21 protein-coding genes are annotated in these 22,172 nt (G+C 68.7%); 14 read left to right on the top strand and 7 right to left on the bottom strand.

Annotated elements, in window-relative coordinates:
• Positions 1–102 precede the first annotated feature (102 nt).
• The 10 genes from HUJ28_05640 (at position 103) to HUJ28_05595 (ending at position 11,467) form a co-directional block, all read left to right on the top strand.
• Positions 103–1,335 carry a TolC family protein gene (locus HUJ28_05640; protein MBD3618936.1) on the top strand — a complete coding sequence of 411 codons (1,233 nt, stop codon included), beginning with the start codon at positions 103–105 and terminating at the stop codon, positions 1,333–1,335.
• A complete protein-coding gene (locus HUJ28_05635; protein MBD3618935.1) occupies positions 1,332–2,498 on the top strand; it encodes an efflux RND transporter periplasmic adaptor subunit in 1,167 nt (388 codons plus the stop codon). The genes HUJ28_05640 and HUJ28_05635 overlap by 4 nt, the downstream gene beginning before the upstream one ends.
• Positions 2,498–5,581, top strand: a complete 3,084-nt coding sequence (locus tag HUJ28_05630; protein MBD3618934.1) for an efflux RND transporter permease subunit — start codon at positions 2,498–2,500, stop codon at positions 5,579–5,581. Before HUJ28_05635 ends, HUJ28_05630 begins: the two co-directional genes overlap by 1 nt.
• Positions 5,578–5,880, top strand: a complete 303-nt coding sequence (locus tag HUJ28_05625; protein ID MBD3618933.1) for a DUF3240 family protein — start codon at positions 5,578–5,580, stop codon at positions 5,878–5,880. Before HUJ28_05630 ends, HUJ28_05625 begins: the two co-directional genes overlap by 4 nt.
• A gap of 87 nt (positions 5,881–5,967) precedes the next feature.
• On the top strand, positions 5,968–7,005 hold the full coding sequence (locus HUJ28_05620) for an NADP(H)-dependent aldo-keto reductase (GenBank protein ID MBD3618932.1): 1,038 nt from the start codon (positions 5,968–5,970) through the stop codon (positions 7,003–7,005).
• Complete coding sequence (locus HUJ28_05615) at positions 7,005–7,481, top strand: hypothetical protein (protein ID MBD3618931.1); 477 nt, start codon at positions 7,005–7,007, stop codon at positions 7,479–7,481. Before HUJ28_05620 ends, HUJ28_05615 begins: the two co-directional genes overlap by 1 nt.
• Positions 7,478–8,266: a TatD family hydrolase gene (locus tag HUJ28_05610; protein MBD3618930.1), complete on the top strand. Its 789-nt coding sequence runs from the start codon at positions 7,478–7,480 to the stop codon at positions 8,264–8,266. The genes HUJ28_05615 and HUJ28_05610 overlap by 4 nt, the downstream gene beginning before the upstream one ends.
• Positions 8,263–8,724: a hypothetical protein gene (locus HUJ28_05605; protein MBD3618929.1), complete on the top strand. Its 462-nt coding sequence runs from the start codon at positions 8,263–8,265 to the stop codon at positions 8,722–8,724. The genes HUJ28_05610 and HUJ28_05605 overlap by 4 nt, the downstream gene beginning before the upstream one ends.
• Before the next feature lie 132 nt (positions 8,725–8,856).
• Positions 8,857–9,231: a hypothetical protein gene (locus HUJ28_05600; protein ID MBD3618928.1), complete on the top strand. Its 375-nt coding sequence runs from the start codon at positions 8,857–8,859 to the stop codon at positions 9,229–9,231.
• 112 nt (positions 9,232–9,343) lie between these two features.
• Entirely contained in the window at positions 9,344–11,467 is a 2,124-nt protein-coding gene (locus tag HUJ28_05595) for an EAL domain-containing protein (protein MBD3618927.1), read from the top strand.
• Between the two features lie 46 nt (positions 11,468–11,513).
• On the opposite strand, the gene HUJ28_05590 is transcribed toward HUJ28_05595, so the two are convergent.
• The 5 genes from HUJ28_05590 to glyQ form a co-directional block, all read right to left on the bottom strand.
• Entirely contained in the window at positions 11,514–12,140 is a 627-nt protein-coding gene (locus tag HUJ28_05590) for a hypothetical protein (protein MBD3618926.1), read from the bottom strand.
• Between the two features lie 144 nt (positions 12,141–12,284).
• Positions 12,285–13,034, bottom strand: coding sequence for a 1-acyl-sn-glycerol-3-phosphate acyltransferase (locus HUJ28_05585; protein MBD3618925.1), 750 nt, complete (start codon positions 13,032–13,034; stop codon positions 12,285–12,287).
• Positions 13,031–13,579, bottom strand: coding sequence for a D-glycero-beta-D-manno-heptose 1,7-bisphosphate 7-phosphatase (gene gmhB, locus HUJ28_05580; GenBank protein ID MBD3618924.1), 549 nt, complete (start codon positions 13,577–13,579; stop codon positions 13,031–13,033). Before gmhB ends, HUJ28_05585 begins: the two co-directional genes overlap by 4 nt.
• 11 nt (positions 13,580–13,590) lie before the next feature.
• Positions 13,591–15,666, bottom strand: a complete 2,076-nt coding sequence (locus tag HUJ28_05575; protein MBD3618923.1) for a glycine--tRNA ligase subunit beta — start codon at positions 15,664–15,666, stop codon at positions 13,591–13,593.
• Positions 15,659–16,579, bottom strand: coding sequence for a glycine--tRNA ligase subunit alpha (glyQ, locus tag HUJ28_05570; GenBank protein ID MBD3618922.1), 921 nt, complete (start codon positions 16,577–16,579; stop codon positions 15,659–15,661). Before glyQ ends, HUJ28_05575 begins: the two co-directional genes overlap by 8 nt.
• Positions 16,580–16,739: 160 nt before the next feature.
• On the opposite strand from glyQ, the gene HUJ28_05565 reads away from it, so the two are divergent.
• A complete protein-coding gene (locus tag HUJ28_05565) occupies positions 16,740–17,321 on the top strand; it encodes a hypothetical protein (protein MBD3618921.1) in 582 nt (193 codons plus the stop codon).
• A gap of 228 nt (positions 17,322–17,549) precedes the next feature.
• A complete protein-coding gene (locus HUJ28_05560; GenBank protein MBD3618920.1) occupies positions 17,550–18,599 on the top strand; it encodes a tRNA (5-methylaminomethyl-2-thiouridylate)-methyltransferase in 1,050 nt (349 codons plus the stop codon).
• Between the two features lie 54 nt (positions 18,600–18,653).
• Here HUJ28_05560 and HUJ28_05555 read toward each other — a convergent pair whose 3' ends face one another.
• A complete protein-coding gene (locus HUJ28_05555; protein ID MBD3618919.1) occupies positions 18,654–19,205 on the bottom strand; it encodes a porin family protein in 552 nt (183 codons plus the stop codon).
• A 204-nt stretch (positions 19,206–19,409) separates the two neighbouring features.
• Positions 19,410–19,991 (bottom strand): porin family protein, encoded by a 582-nt coding sequence (locus HUJ28_05550; protein MBD3618918.1) that lies wholly within the window; start codon positions 19,989–19,991, stop codon positions 19,410–19,412.
• 130 nt (positions 19,992–20,121) lie between these two features.
• On the opposite strand from HUJ28_05550, the gene HUJ28_05545 reads away from it, so the two are divergent.
• Both HUJ28_05545 and HUJ28_05540 read left to right on the top strand, forming a co-directional pair.
• Positions 20,122–20,667 (top strand): TRAP transporter small permease subunit, encoded by a 546-nt coding sequence (locus HUJ28_05545; protein ID MBD3618917.1) that lies wholly within the window; start codon positions 20,122–20,124, stop codon positions 20,665–20,667.
• Entirely contained in the window at positions 20,664–22,049 is a 1,386-nt protein-coding gene (locus HUJ28_05540) for a TRAP transporter large permease subunit (protein MBD3618916.1), read from the top strand. The genes HUJ28_05545 and HUJ28_05540 overlap by 4 nt, the downstream gene beginning before the upstream one ends.
• Positions 22,050–22,172 lie beyond the last annotated feature (123 nt).

The following is a 22,172-nucleotide window of genomic DNA, read 5'->3' as shown; positions in this document are numbered from 1 at the left end:
CCTGCCTGGCCGACCGACTGAACCGGCTTTCAGTTTGGTTTAAGCCTGTCCCGCTCTAATACGGCACATCCGGACCCGGTTCCCCAGACCCAAGGATGTGCCATGCACCGTTTCACCCGATCGCTACTGCTCCCGGCGCTGCTGCTGACGGCCGCGCTGTCGGCCTCGGCCGCGCCACCCCTGCCCGACGAGACGGCCAGCCCGGCCGCCGACCTCGCGCAGGCCGTCGATGCCGCGCTGCAGCGCCACCCCGCGTACCAGACCCTGGCCGCCGCCGACTACGAGGCCAGCGCGCTGGATCGCCGCGCCCGCACCCTCGTCAGCGACCAGCCCAGCCTGTCCCTGCACCTGCAGGATGACCGCCTGGCCAGTGACACCGGCCTTCGCGAATGGGAGGCGGGCCTCGACCTGCCGCTGTGGCGGCCCGGCCAGCGGCGCGCCGCCCGCGACCTCGGGGACAGCGCCCGCGACGAGGCCGCACTGCGTCACCGCGCCCTGGCCCTGCAGGTGGCCGGCGAGGTGCGCGAGGCCGCCTGGACGCTGGCCATCACCCGCAACCGCGCGCGCCTGGCCGAACAGGAGCCCGTCACCGCGCGCGAACTCGAGGCCCAGGTGCAGACCCTGCTCGCGAGCGGCGCCGTGCCCCGCACCGACCTGCTGCTGGCCCGCGAGGAGACCCTGCAGCGCGAGGCCGCCTTCAATACCGCCCACACCGAGGCCCACCACGCCCTGATGGCCTGGCGGGCGCTCACCGGCACCACCGACCTGCCCGCCCGGCTCGCCGAGCCCCGTGCGAGCGCCGACCTCGCGACCAACCCACTGCTGGCCGAGGCCCAGGCCCAGGCTGCCCGTGCCCTGGCCGAACAGGCCCTGGTACGCGAGCAGGCCGGCGGCGCCCCCGTCCTCACGGTTGGCGGGCGCAGCGAGGACGACGGGTTCGGCCAGACGCGCGACAGCCTGGGCGTGGGGCTCTCCATCCCGCTGGGACTCAAATCGCATCGCGGTCCGGCCGACGGTGCCGCCGCGCGCCAGCTCGCCGCCGCACAGGCCGAGCGCGACCGCCAGCACCGCCAGCTGTCGCTGGCCGTGGCAGAGGCCGAGGAGGCCATTGCCATGAGCACGCAGACGCTCACCATCGCCCGGGCCCGCCACGAACTCGCCGCCGAGAACCTGCGCCTGGCCCGCAAGGCCTACGCCCTCGGCGAGACCGGGCTCGCCGACCTGCTGCGCGTGCAGGCCCGCGCCTTTTCCGCCGAACGCGACACCGTGCTGCGCGAACTCGAACGCGACCGCGCCATCGCCCGCTACAACCAAGCCCTGGGAGTTGCCCCATGAATCGCCTCAGCCGACGCCCGCCGCAAGGGCGCGCCGATCATACACAAGCAAATCGCCTGCTCACCGCCCTTGCCCTGGGCACCGCCCTGCTGCTGGCCTCCGCCGTCGGCCTGGCCAATCCTGGACCGGCCGGGGAGATCGCCTTCTCGCCGGCGCAGATCGAGGCGCTGGGCATCGCCACGGCACGGCCGCTCGCCGTCAGCGACGCCGCCGGTCCGCTGGTCGCCGCCCGCGTGGTGATCCCGCCGGGCCAGGCCAGCGTGGTCGCCGCGCCCCTGGACGGACTGGTGGACACGCTGCTGGTGGCCGAGGGCCAGGCCGTCACTGCCGGCCAGGCACTGGCCACCCTGCGCAGCCCCGGCCTGCTGGCGCTGCAGCGCAGCTACCTCGAGGCCCTGGCCCGCGACCGCCTCGCCCGCCAGCAGCTCGGCCGCGACGAGGCCCTGTTCAAGGACGGGATCATCGCCGAGCGCCGCCTGCTGGAGACCCGCAGCACCGCCGCGGAGGCCCGCGCCGCCGCCAACGCCCAGCGCCAGACCCTGGAGCTGTCGGGTATCGCCGACAGCGACCTCGATGCCCTGGCCCGCAGCGGCCGGATCGGTTCCAGCCTGACCCTGCGCGCCCCGCGCGACGGCGTGATCCTCGAGGTCATGGCGGTGACCGGCCAGCGCCTGGAGGCGTCCGCCCCCGTGCTGCGCCTGGCCGCCCTGGACCGCCTGTGGCTGGAGCTGCACCTGCCCGTCGAACGGCTCGGCGGCCTGGCCGTCGGTGATGCCGTGGCCACCGCCGACGGCAACGCCCGCGGCCAGGTGCGCCTCATCGGCGGCACCGTCAGCAGCGGGGACGAGACCGTGCTGGTGCGGGTCGAGGTCGAGTCCGGCGTCGAACACCTGCGCCCCGGCCAGTTCGTGCAGGCCCGCGTGCTGGGCTCGCAGGGTACCGACAGCTTCAGCATCCCCGCCAGCGCCGTGGTGCGCCGCACGGACGGCGATTACGTCTTCGTGCGCCGCGCGGCCGGCTTTGCCGCGGTCGCGGTGGAACGCATCGCCGCCGACGGCGACCGGCTGGTGGTGCGCGGCCCGTTGACGGTGGATGACGCGATCGCCGTCAGCGGGGTGGCCGCCATCAAGGGCGCCTGGATGGGCATCGGGGGGGGCGAATGATGCTCGCACACTTGGTCCGTTTCGCACTGGCCCAGCGGCTGTTCATGCTGCTGATGGTGGTGCTGCTCGTGGTGCTCGGTGCACTGGCCTTCAACCGCCTGCCCATCGACGCCTTTCCCGACGTCTCCACCCCGCAGGTGAAGATCGTCATCAAGGCCCCGGGCATGACGCCGGAGGAGGTGGAGGCCCGCATCACCGCCCCCATCGAGGTGGAGATGCTCGGCATCCCCGACCAGGCGATGCTGCGCTCGGTGGCCAAGTACGGTCTCACCGACATCACCATCGACTTCGCCGAGGGCACCGACATCTACTGGGCCCGCCAGCAGGTGAGCGAACGCCTCTCCGGTATCTGGGGCGACCTGCCGGCCGACATCAGCGGCGGCATGGCGCCCATCACCACCCCGCTGGGCGAGATGTTCATGTTCGTCATCGAGGGCGGCGAGCTGAGCCTGCCCGAGCGCCGCGCCCTGCTCGACTGGGTGATCCGCCCGGCCCTACGCACCGTGCCCGGCGTGGCCGACGTCAACGCCCTGGGCGGCCAGGTGGCGACCTTCGAGGTGGTGCCGGACGTCACGCGCCTGAACGCGCGGGGCATCACCCTGGCCGACCTGGAGGACGCCCTGGTCCAGAACAACCGCAACGACGGCGCCGGCCGCCTGCGCGAGGGCGAGGAGACGCTGCTGGTGCGCGTCGAGGGCAGCATCCGCACCCTGGACGACCTGCGCCACACCGTGATCAGCGCCACCCCCGGTGGCACGCCGATCCGCGTGACCGATGTCGCCGAGGTGCGCATGGGCAGCCTGACGCGCTACGGCGCGGTCACGCAGAACGGTGTCGGGGAGACCGTCGAGGGCCTGGTCCTGGGCCTGCGCGGCGCCAACGCCCGCGAGGTGGTGGAAGGCGTGCAGCAACGCCTGGACGAGCTCGCCCCCACCCTGCCCGAGGGCGTCTCGGTGCGCGTGTTCTATAACCGCGGCAGCCTGGTCGAGCGCGCCGTGCACACCGTGAGCAAGGCCCTGGGCGAGGCCATCGTGCTGGTGCTCATCCTGCTGGCGGTGTTCCTCGGCAACCTGCGCGCGGCGGTGACCGTCGCGCTCATCCTGCCGCTGGCCGCACTGGCCACCTTCATCCTCATGGACGCGGTGGGCATGTCCGCCAACCTCATGAGCCTGGGGGGGCTGGCCATCGCCATCGGCATGCTGGTGGACGCCGCCGTGGTGGTGGTGGAGAACGTGGTGGCACACCTGGCGCAGGGCCAGTCCACCCGCCGCCTGCCGCGCCTGCACGTGATCTACCGCGCGGTGCGCGAGGTGGCCGGCCCGGTGAGCTCGGGCATCCTCATCATCGTCATCGTCTTCCTGCCCCTGCTCACCCTGGAGGGACTGGAGGGCAAGCTCTTCATCCCGGTGGCGCTCACCATCGTCTTCGCGCTGGGCGCCTCGCTGCTGCTCTCGCTCACCGCCATCCCCGTGATCAGCTCCTACCTTCTCGGCAAGGTGTCCCACGAGGAGCCGTGGCTGGTTCGCAAGCTGCAGGCGGTCTATGCCCCGACCCTGCGCTGGGCGCTCGCCCACCCGAGGCAGGTGGGCGGCGTGGCGGTGGCCGCGCTGCTGGCCGCGTCCGTGATCTACACCCAGGTGGGCAAGAGCTTCATGCCGACCATGGACGAGGGCGACCTCATCGTGCAGCTGGAGAAGCTGCCCTCCATCAGCCTGGAGGAGTCCATCGCCATCGACCAGCGGGTACAGCGCGCCCTGATGGCCCGTGTCCCCGAGGTCGCCGGCATGGTGGCGCGCACGGGCTCGGACGACCTGGGCATGGACCCGATGGGCCTCAACCAGACCGACGGCTTCCTGCTGCTCAAGCCGCGCGAGGAATGGCGCTTCGACAGCAAGGACGAACTGCAGGACGCCATCCGCGAGGTGCTGGCCGACTTCCCGGGCGTGGCCTACGCCTTCACCCAGCCCATCGAGATGCGCGTCTCCGAGATGCTCACCGGCGTGCGCGGCGACCTGGCCATCAAGCTGTTCGGCGCGGACCTCGACGTGCTCAACGCGCGGGCGGCCGACATCGCCGCCGTGGTCGGGCAGATCGCGGGCGCGGAGGACGTCTACTACACCCGCAACGAGGGCGTGCAGTACCTGCGCGTGGACGTCGACCGCGTCGCGGCCGGCCGCCTCGGCCTGTCGGTGGAGGCGCTGGAGCAGCTGCTGCGCGCCCAGCTCGAGGGACGGCGCGTGGGCACCATCTACGAGGGCATGCGCCGCACGCCGCTGGTGATCCGCGGCAGCGAGGACGTGCAGAACTCGCCCGACGCCTTCGCCGGCCTGCTGGTGAGCCTGCCGGACGGGCGCAGCGTGCCGCTGTCCTCGGTGACCCGCATCCAGCGCATCGAGGGCCCGGTGGAGATCAAGCGCGAACTGGGCGCGCGCAACGTGGTGGTCATCGCCAACGTCAGCGGCCGCGACCTGGTGAGCTTCGTCGAGGACGCCCGCGCCGCCGTGGCCGCCCAGGTGCAGCTCGAGCCGGGCTATCGCCTGGCCTGGGGCGGCGAGTTCGAGAACCAGCAGCGCGCCGCGCAGCGCCTCTCCATCGTGGTGCCGGCGGCCGTGGGGCTCATCTTCCTGCTGCTGTTCTCCACCTTCGGCTCGGTGCGCCAGGCCGTGCTGGTGCTGCTCAACATCCCCTTCGCCCTGATCGGCGGCATCGTCGCCCTGTGGCTCTCGGGCGAATACCTGTCGGTGCCGGCCTCGGTGGGCTTCATCGCCCTGCTCGGCATCGCCGTGCTCAACGGCGTGGTGCTGGTGAGCTACTTCAACCAGCTGCGCGCACTGGGCATGTCGCTGTCCGAGGTGGTGATCGAGGGGGCGCGCCGCCGCCTGCGCCCGGTGATGATGACGGCGAGCATCGCGGCCTTCGGCCTGGTGCCGCTGCTGTTCGCCACCGGCCCGGGATCGGAGATCCAGCGCCCGCTCGCGGTGGTGGTGATCGGCGGGCTGGTGACCTCCACCCTGCTCACCCTGGTGCTGCTGCCCGTACTCTACGAACGCTTCGGTGAACCGAGAAAAGGAGCCCTGTCATGAACCCGACCCTGCTGATCCTGGTCGCCGATCCCGAGAACGAGGAGACCGTCGTCGACTGGCTGCTGGCGCAGGACGCCATTGGCGGCTTCACCGGCCACCGCGGCTTCGGCCACAGCACCGAGCACGGCCGCTTCTCCCTGGCCGAGCAGGTGACGGGCCGGCAGGACCGCGTGCTGTTCCACGTCGAGAGCGATGCCGCCACGGCGGCGCGCCTGCTCGACGGCCTGCGCGCGGAGCTGCCCGGGCTCAGCATCCGCTACTGGCTCATGCCCCTGGCCGGGGCCGGACGCATCGGCTGAGAAGGCCGCACCCCGCCCGCGGGCAATCGGCAAGCCGCGGCCCGTCGCGTTATCATGAGTGATCCATCCATGAGCGACGGGTCCGCGATGATCTACAACACCCTGGGCAACACCGATCTGGACGTCAGCCGCATCTGCCTCGGCACCATGACCTTCGGCGAGCAGAACACCGAGGCCGAGGCCCACGACCAGCTGGACCTGGCCGTGGAACGCGGCATCAACTTCATCGACACCGCCGAGATGTACCCGGTGCCGCCGAAGGCGGAGACCCAGGGCCGCACCGAGGCCTACATCGGCAGCTGGCTGGCCAAGCGCGGGCGGCGCGACGAGCTGGTCATCGCCTCCAAGGTGGCCGGCCCGGCCGACTGGATGGACTACCTGCGAGGCGGCCCGCGCCTCACGCGCGATTACATGGAACAGGCGCTCAACGACAGCCTCGTGCGCCTGCAGACCGACTACCTCGACCTCTACCAGGTCCACTGGCCGGCGCGCAGCACCAACTTCTTCGGCAAGCTCGGCTACCAGCACGACCTGGACGAGCAGGCCACCCCCATCGAGGAGACGCTGGAGGTGCTGGCCGACTTCGTCGAGCAGGGCAAGGTACGCCACATCGGCGTGTCCAACGAGACCCCCTGGGGCGTGATGCGCTACCTGGCGCTGGCCGACCGCCACGGCTGGCCGCGCATCGTCAGCATCCAGAACCCCTACAACCTGCTCAACCGCAGCTTCGAGGTAGGCCTGGCCGAGATCGCCCACCGCGAACACACGGGCTTGCTGGCCTACTCGCCACTCGGTTTCGGCGTGCTCACGGGCAAGTACGTCGGTGGCCGCAAGCCGGACGGGGCACGCCTTTCGCTGTTCGACCGCTTCACCCGCTACACCAACCCGGAGGGCATCGCGGCCACCGAGGCCTACGTGGAACTGGCGCGCGACCACGGCCTGTCGCCGGCCCAGATGGCGCTGGCCTTCGTCAACAGCCGGCCCTTCCTCACCAGCAACATCATCGGCGCCACCTCGCTGGCGCAGCTCGCCGAGGACATCGACAGCATCGGGATCCGGCTCTCCGACGAGCTACTGGACGCCATCGAGGCCATCCACACCCGCCAGCCCAACCCCTGTCCCTGATGCCGCGCCGCCCGCTCATCGCCAGCCTGCTCGCCCTGTTGCTGTTGCCCGCACCGGGCCTGCAGGCAAACGAGCTGGAGGTACTGCTGGCCAGCGAAACGCCGCCGCATGGCGTCGTCTTCGAGTTCGCCAGCGGCGACCAGAACCTGCTCGAACAGCACCTGCCGGCCCTGCGTGCCGACATCGCGCGCCTGCGCGCCCGCTTCCCGGGGCTGCCCATCGAGATCGTGAGCCATGGCCTGGAGGTCCTCTCGCTCACCATCGAGAACGAGGACTTCTATCCCTGGACCCACGACATCACCCGCGAGCTCGCAGGCGAGGGCATCCCCTTCACCATCTGTGGCGCCTATGCCGAGAGCTTCGGCGTGTTCGCCGAGGAATTCCCGCCCTACGTGCAGGTGCTGCCCAGCGGCCCGGCCCACCTCGACAACCTGCTGCAGCTGGACTACATCCTGGTGCGTTACCCCCCGCGATGACCCTGCGCCTGATCGACTCCCACTGCCACCTGGACGATGCGGCCTTCGACGCCGACCGCGCGGCCGTGCTCGCACGCGCGGCCGCCGTCGGCATCGAGGCCATCGTGCTGCCGGCCGTCACCGCCGCCAGCTGGCCGCGCATGCGCACGGTGGCGGCCAGCGACCCGCGGCTGTACGCGAGCTACGGCCTGCACCCGATGTTCATGGCCAAGCACCGCCCGGAACACCTGGACGCCCTTCCGGGCTGGCTGGAGCGCGAGCGGCCCGTGGCCGTGGGCGAATGCGGCCTGGACTTCTACATCGACGATCCCGACCGTGCGGCGCAGGAACGGTACTTCGATGCCCAGCTCGGCATCGCCCGCGACTTCGACCTTCCGGTGATCGTGCACTCGCGCAAGGCCAACGACGAGGTCACCAAGTACATCCGCCGCCATCCCGGCGTGCGCGGGGTGATCCACAGCTTCTCCGGCAGCGAACAGCAGGCCCGCCGGCTCATCGACCTGGGGTTTTGTCTCGGCCTCGGCGGCCCCATCACCCACGCGCGCGCCCGACGCCTGCACCGGCTGGTGGCCGAGCTGCCGCTCGAGGCCCTGCTGGCGGAGACCGACGCCCCGGACCAGCCGGGCAGCGCACACCGCGGCCAGCGCAACGAACCGGGCTTCCTGCCGGAGGTGATCGAGACCATGGCCCGCCTGCGCGACGTGGCCCCGGAGGACATCGCCGCCGCGACCTGCGAGAATGCCCGCCGCCTCTTCAACCTGCCGCTACAGGACCGCCCTGCATGAAACGCCTCGCCGTGGTCGTGATGGTCATCGTCATGAGCATCCCGGTGCTCTATATCGGTTCGACCTTCTACGCCGCCTACTTCTTCGAGCACGACTTCACCCCCATCGAGACAAAGGGGCCGGAGACCATCCACGAGCTGCGCCACTGGCTGGGCCCGCAGGCCGACGGCATCACGGAGGCGCACGGCCTGCGCTACAAGACCGGCATGCCACCCAGGCCGCTGTTCTTCTACCGCTTCGATGCCGGGCCGGCGGTAGTCGCCACCCTGCGCGCGCGCTTCGCCCTGGAAGCACGCCCGCTGCCGGCCGAACCGCCGCGCGGTGAACGCCTGCCCGCCTGGTGGCAACCCCCCGTCGAAGGGGCCGCACAGCACTACCGCGGCCTCGACCGGGGCAACCCGGTCTGGCTCTGGATCGAAGGCGGGCGCATCCACCTGCATATCCGCGCCGACGGTTAGTCGCACCGGCGGCATCATGCGTTAGCATGACGCGCGTCAAACTTGCCCCGTCCGCAGTGGCGCATACTTTCAGCAACCCTGGAACACCAGGGCATCAGGACGCCCCCCACTCATCACAAGGAGCAATACACCATGAAAAAATCGCTGATCAATGTCATCGGCGCCGCACTGCTCGTCACTGCTGCCAGTTTCCCGCTCTACGCCCAGGACGAGGACGTGATCTACGGCCGCCAGCTCATGACCGAGCAGGAGATCCAGGAACACCGCAACCAGATGCGCAGCTTCCAGACCGAACAGGAACGCGAGCAGTACCGCCTGGAGCATCACCAGCGCATGCAGGAACGCGCCCGTGAACAGGGCGTGACCCTGCCCGACGAGCCCCCGGCCCGCGGCAAGGGGATGGGCCAGGGCCAGGGTCCCGGCAAGGGCCAGGGCATGGGCTATGGCCAGAACCAGGGCCAGGGCAAGTCGCAGGGTCAGGGCAAGGGCTACGGCTCGGGCAACTGATCCGCACCTGCGGTAACATCAACCCCATCGCGGGGCGCCATGGCGCCCCGCACCCGCCACAGCGGATGTGTTAGGGTCTTACCAAAACCTCCGAGAGGAGCCGTCAGCCCCGATGAGCACATCACCCGCCAGCGACGGCGAGAGCGCCGCGGTCTTTCTCGACAACCTGCCGGACGGCTTCTTCATCCTCGACGCCGAGGGCCGTTTCCTCGAGGCCAACCCGGCCCTGCTCGAGCTGCTGCAGCAAACCCACGACGACCTGCTGGGCAGACACCTGAGCGAGGTGGAGGACGCGCTGGAGGAAAACACCCGGCGCCGCCTGCACTGGTTGCTGCACGATGGCGCGCTGCGCTACGAGACCCGCCTGCGTACCGGCAACAACCACTGGGTGGAGGTCGAGGTCGCCGCCCGCGTGGTGCATGACGACGACACGCCCTACATCCACGGCTTCGTGCACGACATCCATGCCCGCCGCCAGCTGGAGACGGAGAGCCGCCGCTTCACCAACTACCTGCAGCTGCTGCTCGATTCTGCCGGCGAGGGCATCTACAGCGTCGACCTCGACGGGCGCTGCACCTTCATCAACCGCGCCGGCCAGTCCCTGCTCGGCTATCCCCTGCACGAGGTGCTCGGGCGCCACATGCACGAGCTCGTCCACCACACCCAGGACGAAGGCCCGGTGGCCCCCGAACTCTCGGCCGTCCAGCGCGCCGTCAGCCAGGGTCATGGCGTGCGCGTGGACGACGAGGTCATCTGGCGCAAGAACGGCACCTCCTTCGCCGCCGAATACTCCTCCTTCCCCATCATGGAAAAGGGCCGCGTGACCGGCGCGGTGGTGGTGTTCCGCGACGTCACCGAGGCCCGCTCCATGGCCATGCAGCTCGAGTACCAGGCGGGCCACGACGCCCTGACCGGGCTCGCCAACCGTCGCGAGTTCCAGGCACGGCTGGAGTCGGCCCTGCAGCGCGCCCGGCACGAAGACAGCAGCCACGTGCTGCTGTTCCTCGACCTGGACCAGTTCAAGGTGATAAACGACGCCTCCGGCCACGCCGCCGGCGACGAACTGCTGCGTACCCTGTCGGACACCCTGGAGGGCCTGATCCGCAAGGGCGACACGCTGGCACGCCTGGGCGGCGACGAGTTCGGCGTATTGCTGGAGGACTGTGACGAGACGGTGGGGCTCGAGATCGCGGAAAAGATCCGCCGCACCGTGCGCGACTTCCGCTTCTCCTGGGAGGGCAACGCCTTCACCATCGGCGTGAGCATCGGCCTGGTCACCATCACGTCCGAGACGCCCAGTGTGACATCGGCCCTGAGCGCCGCCGACGCGGCCTGTTACTCGGCCAAGGACCTCGGCCGCAACCGCGTGCGCGTGTACAGCCCCGACGACACCCAGCTGATGCGCCGCCAGGGCGACATGCGCTGGGTCGGGCAGGTCCACCAGGCCCTGAAGGAGGGCCGGCTGGAGCTCTTCTACCAGCTGATCGAACCGCTGACCACACCGGACCATCCGGGCCTGCACATGGAAATGCTGCTGAAGATGCGCGACTTCCACGGCAAGCTCGTGCCGCCCGGGGCCTTCCTGCCGGCCGCCGAGCGCGCCGGCCTCACCCCCGAGATCGACCGCTGGGTGATCAGCACCACCCTGGGCTGGCTGAGCGGCCTGGGCCGCGCGGTGGACCGCATCGGCCTGTGCTCCATCAACCTCTCCGGCCACTCGCTCAGCGACAAGAACTTCCTCGACTTCATCCTGCGCCAGATCGACGAGGCCGGTGTCTCGCCCCACAAGCTCTGCTTCGAGGTGACCGAGACGACCGCCATCGCCAACCTCACCAATGCGCGCCGGCTGTTCACCACCCTGGCCCAGCGCGGCTGCCGCTTCGCCCTGGACGACTTCGGCACCGGCATGTCGTCCTACAGCTACCTCAAGACCCTGCCGGTGGACTACCTCAAGATCGACGGCAGCTTCGTCAAGGACGTGGTCACCGACCCCATCGACCTCGCCATGGTGAAATCCATCAACGACATCGGCCACGTGATGGGCAAGCGCACCATCGCCGAGTTCGTGGAGAGTGGGGAGATACTCGAGAAACTGAAGGAATTGCGCGTGGACTACGCGCAGGGCTATTTCATCGCGCGCGAGCGGCCGGTGGGCGAACTGGTACTGGAGAACGACGGGCCGCCCACGGGCGTGCATCGGCAGGGCGGCAACCCGGCGGACCCGCCGGCCTCATAGGCACCGGGCCCCGGTCCTGGAGACCGGGGCCGACCCGCTGCCGGCGCTAGTCCAGCGACTCGGCGATGCGCCGGTTCACGGCCTCGGCCGCGCCGGGACCGAACCGCGTGACCCCCGGCTCGAAGACATCGGTGAAGGCATAGTCGAAGGCCACGTCCTGCAGCCCCAGGGCACCGAACATGCGGCTCTCCATCGAGTAGTCGTCCTCCTGAAAGACCAGCGTCGGCCAGCCATCCTCGCCCGGCGACAGCACGGGACCGAAGAACAGGATCCCGGGCTTGTTGCGGCAGCGCAGCACGCAACTCCCCTCCGTCACCCCGGCCATGGGCAGGAAGTCCATGGTGCGGGTGAACTTGCTCTTGCGGTCGAGCTTGATATCGATGACCCCGTCGATGGCCGGCACCTCGGCCTCGAAGGCCATGGCCTCGGCGCCGCTGACCTCGCGCCAGCGATCCACGTCCCGCGCCCCGCGGTGGCTGGGGAAGTAGATGAACTTCAGCGGGGCAACCGCGGTGAGCGCCTCCAGCGTGGCCGTATCGAAGGGCGGCGTATTGATGAGCACGCCCTGCACGTCCCTGTCGACCAGGTAGTAGACGGCCGGGGAGGAACCCTCGAGGAAATAGACGCTGCGGTCACGCAGCTCGAGAATCTTCTGCAGCATGTCGGATGTCATTGCGGGTGAAAGACGCCATCATCGCCGCCGGCCGCGCGCCGGACAAGAAACGCCACAACCGGCGGGTATTTAGCAGGATGTTGAAAAAGGGCTTTCCTGCCTTTTTCAACTCGGCACGTCGCGAAGTGAATTCGCGACGGCCTGTTAGGCGCGGTAGTGCCGGCTGATCTCGTGCATCTGCCCCTCGATCCAGGCCTGCACCTCCTCGGTGAGGGCCTCGGGGGTCTTGCCCTGCGACTCGATGGGTGCGCCGATGCGCACCACGATCTCGCCCGGGTGCTTGATCAGGCTGTGCCGGGGCCAGAAGTCGCCCGCATTGTGGGCGATGGGAATCACCGGATGGCCGCTCTCGGTGGCCAGCACCGAACCGCCGATCTTGTAGCGCCGCTGCTCCCCCGGCGGCACGCGCGTGCCCTCGGGGAAGATCACCACCCAGATGCCGTCGGCCAGGCGCTGCTTACCCTGCTCCAGCAGCTGCTGCACGGCCTGTCGTCCGGCCGCACGGTCGATGGCGATGGGCAGCAGCACCGAGGCCCCCCAGCCGAAGAAGGGGATGCGCATGAGCTCCCGCTTGAGCACATAGGTCTGGCGCGGCAGGAAGCGGTTGAAGGCGATGGTCTCCCAGGTGGACTGGTGCTTGGCGAGCACCACGGCCGCCCCGTCCACGCCCTGCACGTGTTCCCGCCCCTCGATACGGTATTTCAGGCCGCAGGTCACCCGCAGCCACCAGAGGTTGAACGCCGGCCAGCCGCGGGCAATGGCGTAGCGTGCGTTGTTCGGCAGCGGCAGCAGCAGGGTCACGAGCAGGCCGAAGAACACGGTGGAGGAGGCAAAGCCCAGCCAGAACAGGCCGCCACGCAGGTACAGCAGGGGTCGGGTACGAAACAGGTTCATGCGCTCCTCTCCTCGGCCAGCAGGGCGTCGACGGCCGCGGCCAGGTCGTCGACGATCAGGGTGTGCCCGGGCAGGCCGCCCGCGGCGATACTGGCCGCGCCCTCGCCGGTGCACACCAGCACGGGGCGGGCGCCGACCGCGGCTGCCGCCTCGAGGTCGCAGCGCGAGTCGCCGATCACCGGGACCGCCCGCAGCGGGGTGTTCAGCCGGGCGGCGATCTCACGGTAGAGCCCGGGCCGGGGCTTGCGGCAATCGCAGCCCTCGTCCGGCCCATGCGGGCAGAACACGATGCCATCCACGCGCCCACCTACCTGGGCGAGCTGGCGCGCCAGCTTCTCGTGCACGGCGTGCAGGGTCTCGACGTCGTACAGCCCCTGCGCGATACCGGGCTGGTTGCTGGCCACCATCACCGTATAACCGGCCTGGTTCAGGCGGGCGATGGCCTCAAGGCTGCCGGGCAGGGGCTGCCAGTCGTCCGGCGACGTGATACCGGACGCCGGTCGCCGGTTGATCACGCCGTCACGGCCGAGGATGACGAGCTTCATGCCCCCACCGGTCAGCCCTGCAGCCGCGAGAGGTCGGCCGTGCGCAGGAACAGGCCGCCGAGTGTGTTGAGCAGGGCGATGCGGTTGTTGCGCAGGGCCTCATCCTCGGCCATCACCATCACCTCGTCGAAGAAGCGGTCCACCGCCTCGCGCAGTGCCGCGAGCTTGGTCAGCCCAGCCGCGTAGTCGCCGTTGGCGAAGTCGGGGGCGACGGCCTCGCTGAGCGCCGCCAGGCGGTCGGCCAGCTCGGCCTCGGCCGGCTCCTGCAGGAGCCCCCGGTCGATGGTCGTGGCCGGCTCGCCCTCGACCTTCTTCAGGATGTTCTGGATGCGCTTGTTGGCGGCCGCCAGGCTCGCGGCCTCCGGCAGCTTGCGGAAGGCCTCCACCGCACGCACGCGCTGGTCGAAATCCAGCGGCCGCGTGGGACGCTGGGCCATGACCGCGTCGATCACGTCCGCGGCGATGCCGCGATCGGTGTAGTAGGCCTTGAGGCGTTCGAGGATGTAGTCGAAGGTCTCGCCCACGGCCTTCTTCGCCTCGACCTTGTCCGTCAGCCCCTCGGCGGCCTTGTTCAGCAGCACCTCGAGATCCAGGTCGCGCCCCTTCTCGATGATGGTGCGCAGCACGCCGAGCGCGGCACGGCGCAGGGCGAAGGGGTCCTTGGTGCCGGTCGGCTTCTGACCGATGGCGAAGATACCGAGCAGCGTGTCGAGCCGGTCGGCCAGCGACAGCACCTGGCCGATGTCGCCAGCCGGCAGGTCATCGCCCGCATGGCGCGGCATGTACTGCTCGTCCAGGGCATTGGCCACGGCCTCGGGCTCGCCGGCATGGCGCGCGTAGTAGCGGCCCATGATGCCCTGCAGCTCCGGGAACTCGTAGACCATGGAGGTGACCAGGTCGCACTTGGCGAGCTCCGCCGCGCGCATGGCCTGCCCCTTGTCGGCGCCGATGATCTGGGCGATGAAGCCCGCGAGCTTCGCCACGCGCTGCGACTTCTCCCACACCGTGCCCAGATCCTTCTGGAAGACGATGGTCTTCAGGTTCTCGGCGTAATCGGCCAGCGGCTTCTTCCGGTCCTGCGTCCAGAAGAAGGCGGCGTCGGCGAAGCGCGGACGGATGACGCGCTCGTTGCCCTCGCGCACCTTCTCCGGGTCGCGGCTCTCGATGTTGCTGATGGTGATGAAGTGCGGCATCAGGGCGCCTGTCTTGTCCACCACCGCAAAGTACTTCTGGTTGTCCTGCATGGTGGAGATCAGGGCCTCCTGCGGCACGTCCAGGAAGGTCTTCTCGAAGCCGCCGCTCACCGCGCTCGGCCATTCCACCAGCGCGGTCACCTCGTCGAGCAGGTCCTCGTCGATCAGCGCGGTGCCGCCCAGCCGGTGCGCGGCCTCCTGCACCTGGCCGTAGATGGCCTCGCGGCGCGCCGCGAAGTCGGGCATCACGTGGCCCTCGGTCTGCAGCATCGGTGCATAGCTCTTCGGCTCGGCGATGGACAGCGGCTCGGGGTGATGGAAGCGGTGCCCACGGGTTTCGCGCCCGGCCCGCACGCCGAGGATGCCGGCGTCGATCACCTGGTCACCGAACAGCAGCACCACCCAGTGCACCGGGCGCACGAACTCGGCCTCGCCCGCACCCCAGCGCATGCGCTTGGGTATGGGCAGCCCGGCCAGGGCCTTTTCCACGATCGCCGGCACCAGCTCGGCCGTGGCCTTGCCCGGCTGCTCGAGCTTGTAGGAGAGCCAGGCGCCCTTGTCGGTCTCGAGCTTCTCGAGGTCCGACACCTCGACCCCGCAGGAGGCGGCGAAGCCCTCGGCCGCCTTGGTCGGCACGCCCTCTTCGTCGAAGGCCGCCTGCAGGGCCGGCCCGCGGCGCTCGATCACCTGGTCGGCCTGCTTCTCCGCCACGCCCTCGACCAGCAGCGCCAGCCGGCGCGGCGCGGCATACAGCGTCAGGGCCCCGGGCGTGAGACCGGCCTGCGCCAGGCCATCCATCACCCCCGCACCGAAGGCCTCGGACAGGGTCTTCAGGGCCCTGGGCGGCAGCTCCTCGGTACCGATCTCGATCAGAAGGTCGCGGGTATCAGCCATGGGCGGCATCCTTCTGTTCCTTCAGCATGGGGAAACCGAGCGTCTCGCGGGCAGCGTAATAGGCCTCGGCCACGGCGCGGGCCAGGGCGCGCACGCGCAGGATGTAGCGCTGGCGCTCGGTGACGGAGATGGCCTGGCGGGCGTCGAGCAGGTTGAAGCTGTGCGAGGCCTTGAGCACCTGCTCGTAGGCCGGCAGCGGCAGGCCCGCCTCGATCAGGCGCTGGCTCTCCTTCTCGCAGTTGTCGAACCAGGCGAACAGCGAGTCGGTGTCGGCGTGCTCGAAGTTGTAGGTCGACTGCTCGACCTCGTTCTGGTGGAACACGTCGCCGTAGGTGACGGTGCCCTGCGGGCCCCTGGTCCACACCAGGTCGTACACGCTCTCCACGCCCTGCAGGTACATGGCGATGCGCTCCAGCCCGTAGGTGATCTCACCGGTCACCGGGCGGCAGTCGAGCCCGCCGACCTGCTGGAAGTAGGTGAACTGGGTGACCTCCATGCCGTTGAGCCACACCTCCCAGCCCAGTCCCCAGGCGCCGAGCGTCGGCGATTCCCAGTTGTCCTCGACGAAGCGGATGTCGTGCACCAGCGGATCGATGCCCAGCGCCTTCAGCGAACCGAGATACAGCTCCTGGATCTGAAGCGGCGAGGGCTTGAGGATGACCTGGAACTGGTAGTAGTGCTGCAGGCGGTTGGGGTTCTCGCCGTAGCGCCCGTCGGTGGGACGGCGCGAGGGCTGCACGTAGGCCGTGCGCCAGGGCTCGGGGCCGATGGCCCGCAGGAAGGTGGCCGGGTGGAAGGTGCCGGCACCCATCTCCATGTCGTAGGGCTGGAGCAGCACGCAGCCCTGCCCGGCCCAGTAGTCCTGCAGACCCAGGATCAGGCCCTGAAAGGTCGAAACGTCGTACTTGGACATCGTCTTCGAGGGGTTTGGGAAAAGGCGGCCAGTATAGCGGCAGACCCCCGGAGCTACCACCCGAAAGGCTGGAAAATCAAGCCGTTCGGCCGATAACCCGACCATGAGCGGCACGTTACGTGCTAGACAAATAGGCAGGCCACGACGCGGAGGAACTGCCATGCCCGATACCAACAGCCGGCTCATCGTCGAACCCACGAGCACCGCCGAATGGCAGCGGCTCGTCCGCGAGGCCGAGCAACGCGCGGCCCGTGAACTGGACGAGGACCTGGAGAGCTATCTCGTCATGCTGCTCGGCCGCAGCCTGCACGAGGTCGACGCACTCTCCCGTGTAGTTGCCCTCGACTACCTGCACAGCCTCGATGCGACGAGGGGCGAACGTGCCAGCGGCCTGCGCGATGTCGGCGACCGCTGCCTGCTCACTGCCGGCCTGTTCCCGCACCGGGCCGAGAAGCGCCTGGTACGCATCAGCTACTTCGTCGATCTGGGCCGGTCGGCCTACGACCAGGTGGCAGAGCAACTGGGTCGCGCGGCAGCCGAACTCTTCCACCATCTCGCCCGGGCCTTCGTCCCGCTGATGGAGGTCCTGCAGGCAATGCGCACCCTGGACGGACGCCCGGCCCTGAACGCCCTGGAGGCCGCCGAACTCATCCAGGACACGGGCAGCAAGGCAGCGCGGCGCGAGCTGGCGCGATACACCGACGGGCTGCTCGCACCGGAGATCTCGCGTCAGCGGCACTGAAACACCTGAGGATTTGCCACAGAGGACACAGAAGTGAAGTGTTGCCGGTAGGAGCGCTGCAAGGCGCGATTGGTGGCCGAGGACCACAAGAACTGATCGCGCCTTGCAGCGCTCCTACGGTTGGGTATACGAGTGCCTCCCAGACCTTCCCAATACCCGATCAACCAGGTCTGCTATAATCCGCGACCCGATTTTCAGCCGGCCCAGCAGGGCCTTCGAGCCGTTCTCATGAGCAACACCCAACGCAAAGCCGTCGCCCTGATCTCCGGTGGCCTGGACTCCATGCTGGCCGCCCGCACCATCATGGAGCAGGGCATCCACGTGGAGGGCATCAACTTCTTCACCGGCTTCTGCGTGGAGGGGCATACCCACGCCATCCGCAAGAAGGATCAGGCAAAGCCCAAGCGCAACAATGCGCTGTGGGTGGCCGAGCAGCTCGGCATCAAGCTCCACATCGTCGACATCGTCGAGGAATACAAGGACGTGGTGCTCAACCCCAAGCACGGCTACGGCGCCAACCTCAACCCCTGCCTGGACTGCAAGGTCTTCATGGTCAACAAGGCGAGGCAGTGGATCGAGGAGAACGGCTTCGACTTCATCATCACCGGCGAGGTGATCGGCCAGCGTCCGATGTCGCAGCGCAAGGACACCATGCGCATCGTGGTGCGCGACTCCGGCGCCGACGACCGCCTGCTGCGCCCGCTGTGCGCGAAGAACCTGGCCCCCACCCTGCCCGAGCGCGAGGGCTGGGTGGACCGCGAGAAGCTGCACGACTTCTCCGGCCGCGGCCGCAAGCCACAGATGGCCATGGCCAAACGCTTCGGCTTCGACGACTACGCCCAGCCGGCAGGCGGCTGCTGCTTCCTCACCGACGAGAGCTACGCGAAGAAACTCGGCGACCTGTGGGAACACCGCGGCAAGCGCGACTACGACCTCGACGACATCATGCTGCTGAAGGTGGGCCGCCACCTGCGCCCGGCCGACCACTACAAGGTGATCGTGGCGCGCGAGGAGGGCGAGGGGAAGTTCCTCGAGGGCTACCGCAAGCAGTTCACCCACATCCGCACCCTGAGCCACCCCGGCCCGCTGGTGCTGGTGGACGGCCACGACATCGGTGCCGAGGACCTGATGACCGCGGCGCGGCTGGCGGCCCGCTTCAGCAAGGGCAAGGACGCCGAGGCCGTGGAGGTGGCGATCACCGTCAGGGGCGAGGAGCCCCGCCCGGTGACCGTCACGCCGCTCAGGCCCGACGACATCCCGCAGGCCTGGTACGTCTGACGCAAAAGGCGCCCCTAGGGGCGCCTTTTGCGTTACAGGGACGGAAGCCCCGGCCTAGAAATTGAAGTTCACGCCCGCGTTCACGCTCGTGGCCTCGAAGCCCGGGCCGTCGGGATAGACCACGTACTCGGCATTCACGCTGACGGTCTCGCCGAAATAGAACTCGACGCCGCCACCGTAGGTGAGACCGGTCTCACGGGCAGTATCCGTCACACCCAGGGACTCACCCTTCACCTCGCCCTGACCCCAGCCGGCCATGCCGTAGATGGCGGCCACCGAGCCCATCGGCAGACGACCGAGGCCGTACACGCCGGTGAAGTTCTCGAGCTCGACACTCACATCCACGCCCCCGACCGACTGGGTATCGTCATTCAGCGCAATGCCGCGACGGGCCTCCAGGCCGATGTAGTCGGTGAAGTAATGCCCGAGGCGGAACATCAGGGTGCCGGGCTCGAAATCGGCGTTGAGCCCATCGTCCTTGTACTCCAGTGCCGCGTACTGGACACCGAAATAGCTGTCGCCCGCCTTGCCGGCGGCCAGGGCCTGCCCCGAGGCCAGCACCATCGTGGCGGCAACCACGGCCGCTGCCAACTGCCTGTTCTTCATCGCGAGTTCCTTGTATTTGTCGTTGTGTTTCCGGGAATGGGTTCGGGAAGCCTGCGCCCGCCTCACGATTGAATCACACATTCCCTGTAGCAACAAACCTGCAACCGTCAGGACAATGCGCCATGCATGATGCAATATCGTCCCGCAAACGGAAGAGGCGCCCCCACTCACGCGGGGGCGCCTCTTTTCAGCGGGCCAGGGTGATCAGAACTTGAACGACGCCCCGATTGCAAAACCGCTGACGTCATACGCCGACTCGTCCAGGTACTGGGCATACTCGGCATTGAGGCTCAGGGTCTCGTTCAGGCTGAAATCCAGACCAAAACCGAAGGAAAGCCCCGTATCGCTCTCGGTGATACTGACGTTGCCAGCCGAGCCAGTAAGTTCGCCACGGGTAAAGCCCAGCATCCCGTAGACAGAGGCGCTGTTCGACACCGGCAAATGCGCCATACCATAGACGCCCATGAAGTTGTCGAGCTCGACATCGACGTCGACACCGAGCACGTTCACCGTGTCATCGGCAACACCGAACCCGACACGGCCTTCCACCGCCAGATTGTCGGTGAAGAAGTGCCCGAACCGGCCAGTCAGGGCACCCAGATCCGCCTCCGGCACACCGGATTCATCGTAGGTGAGGAACGCATAACCCACGCCGACGTAGTTATCACCGGCCGACCCAGCCGCCAGAACGTTCGTCGAAGCCCCGGCAAGAAGCCCCATGGTCAGCGCGGCACAACCCCAATATTTGGCTTTCATCATAATCTCCATATTTTCGTCTTTATCCATTGATCGATGGCGTTCGACCCTCACTGTCCGGGCCGAACGCGCGCATCTTACTCGAAACACTGGTATCAGGCCCAGTACAGTTCTAACAGGATTTCCCGTGCGGGATGGTTTCCGGTATCTTTCGCGGATCATGGACGCCGTACTCGCCCGCTTCGCCGCTGTTGTCGACACCCTCAACGAGTGGGTGGGTCGCACCATCGCCTGGCTGACCCTGGTCATGGTGCTGCTGATGTTCACCATGGTGGTGCTGCGCTACGGCTTCGACTGGAATTCCCTCGCCCTGCAGGAATCCGTGACCTACCTGCATGCCCTGGTGTTCATGGCCGGGGTGGCCTACACCCTGCGCCACGACGAGCACGTGCGGGTGGACATCTTCTACCGGCAGATGAGCCCCCGCCGCCAGGCCCTGGTGAATCTGCTCGGCGCCCTTCTGTTACTGGTACCGGTCTGCCTGTTCATCCTGGTGGAGAGCTGGGACTACGTCGCCCGCGCCTGGCGCATCCTGGAAGGCTCGCGCCAGACCGGCGGGCTGCCGCTGGTGTTCCTGCTCAAGTCCTTCATCCCGCTGATGGCCGGCCTGCTGCTGCTGCAGGGCCTGGCCCAGGCCGCCCACGCGCTGCGCGTACTGCGCGGGCGGGAGACCCCGGCCGACCACCAGGCGGAGGACCGGTTCTGATGGAATGGCTCGCGCTGCTGATGTTCGCGGCGGTCATCGTCGTGCTGCTGGCGGGCTACCCCGTGGCGCTGACCCTGGCCGGCGTGGCCCTGGCCTTTGCCGGGCTGGGCATGCTGGTCGGCGGCTTCGACTCGGGCCTGCTCGTCACCATGCCGGCGCGGCTGGCCGGCATCATGGAGAACGAGACGCTCATCGCCGTGCCGCTGTTCGTCTTCATGGGCGTGATGCTGGAACGGTCGCGCGTGGCCGAGAACCTGCTCGACACCATGGCCATGCTGTTCGGCCCCCTGCGCGGCGGGCTCGGCATCTCGGTGATCCTGGTCGGCATGCTGCTCGCCGCCAGCACAGGCATCGTCGGCGCCACCGTGGTGACCATGGGCCTGCTGTCCCTGCCCACCATGCTCCGGCGCGGCTACAGCCCGGCACTGGCCAGCGGCACCATCTGCGCCTCGGGCACCCTGGGCCAGATCATCCCCCCGTCCATCATCCTGGTGCTGCTGGGCGACGTGCTCTCCTCGGCCTACCAGAAGGCCCAGCTCGACCAGGGCATCTTTTCGCCCCAGACCGTCTCGGTCGGCGACCTGTTCATCGGCGCCGTGATCCCGGGCCTGCTGCTGGTGGGGCTGTACCTGCTCTTCCTCATCGGCATGGCCTGGTGGCGCCCGGCGAGCATGCCGGCCATGCCCGCGGCCGAGCGCGACATCCCCGGCGGCGAACTCTTCGTCCGCGCGATCAAGGCCCTGCTGCCGCCGCTGGTGCTGATCCTCGCCGTGCTCGGCTCCATCATGGCGGGCCTGGCCACGCCCACCGAGGCCGCCTCGGTGGGGGCCGTGGGCGCGCTGCTGCTGGCCCTGATCAACCGGCAGCTGGACCTGGCCCGACTGCGCGAGGTGATGCGCTCCACGGTGCGCGTCACCAGCATGGTGTTTCTCATCTTCATCGGCGCCTCCCTGTTCTCGCTGGTGTTTCGCGGCTTCGGCGGCGACGAGCTGGTGCACGAGCTGCTGAGCGACCTGCCGGGAGGCGTCTTCACCGCCGTGCTCATCGTCATGCTGGTGATGTTCCTGCTCGGCTTCGTGCTCGACTTCATCGAGATCACCTTCGTGGTCGTGCCCATCGTCGGCCCCGTGCTGCTGGCCATGGGCCTGGACCCGGTGTGGCTGGGCGTGATGATCGCCATCAACCTGCAGACCTCCTTCCTCACCCCGCCCTTCGGCTTCGCCCTGTTCTACCTGCGCGGCGTCGCCCCGGCGGAGCTCGCCACCCGCGACATCTACCGCGGGGCCATTCCCTTCATCGTCATCCAGCTCATCGCACTGGGCCTGCTGGCCCTGTGGCCCGGGCTCGCCACCTGGCTGCCCGGCGTCGTCTACGGCAGCTGATCCGACGCCTGTCGGAGTTTTCTTACAAAGCCTGTCGGCCTTTTGTGTAGGACGGGCCTGATACCCTCATCACGCGATCTGTGATTAGGTTCACTCAGCGGAACCGCTCGACGGGCGACCATG

This window comes from Chromatiales bacterium (assembly GCA_014762505.1).
In the GTDB taxonomy this organism is placed as follows: Bacteria; Pseudomonadota; Gammaproteobacteria; order SpSt-1174; family SpSt-1174; genus SpSt-1174.
This window is presented reverse-complemented; position numbering and strand designations above follow the sequence as displayed.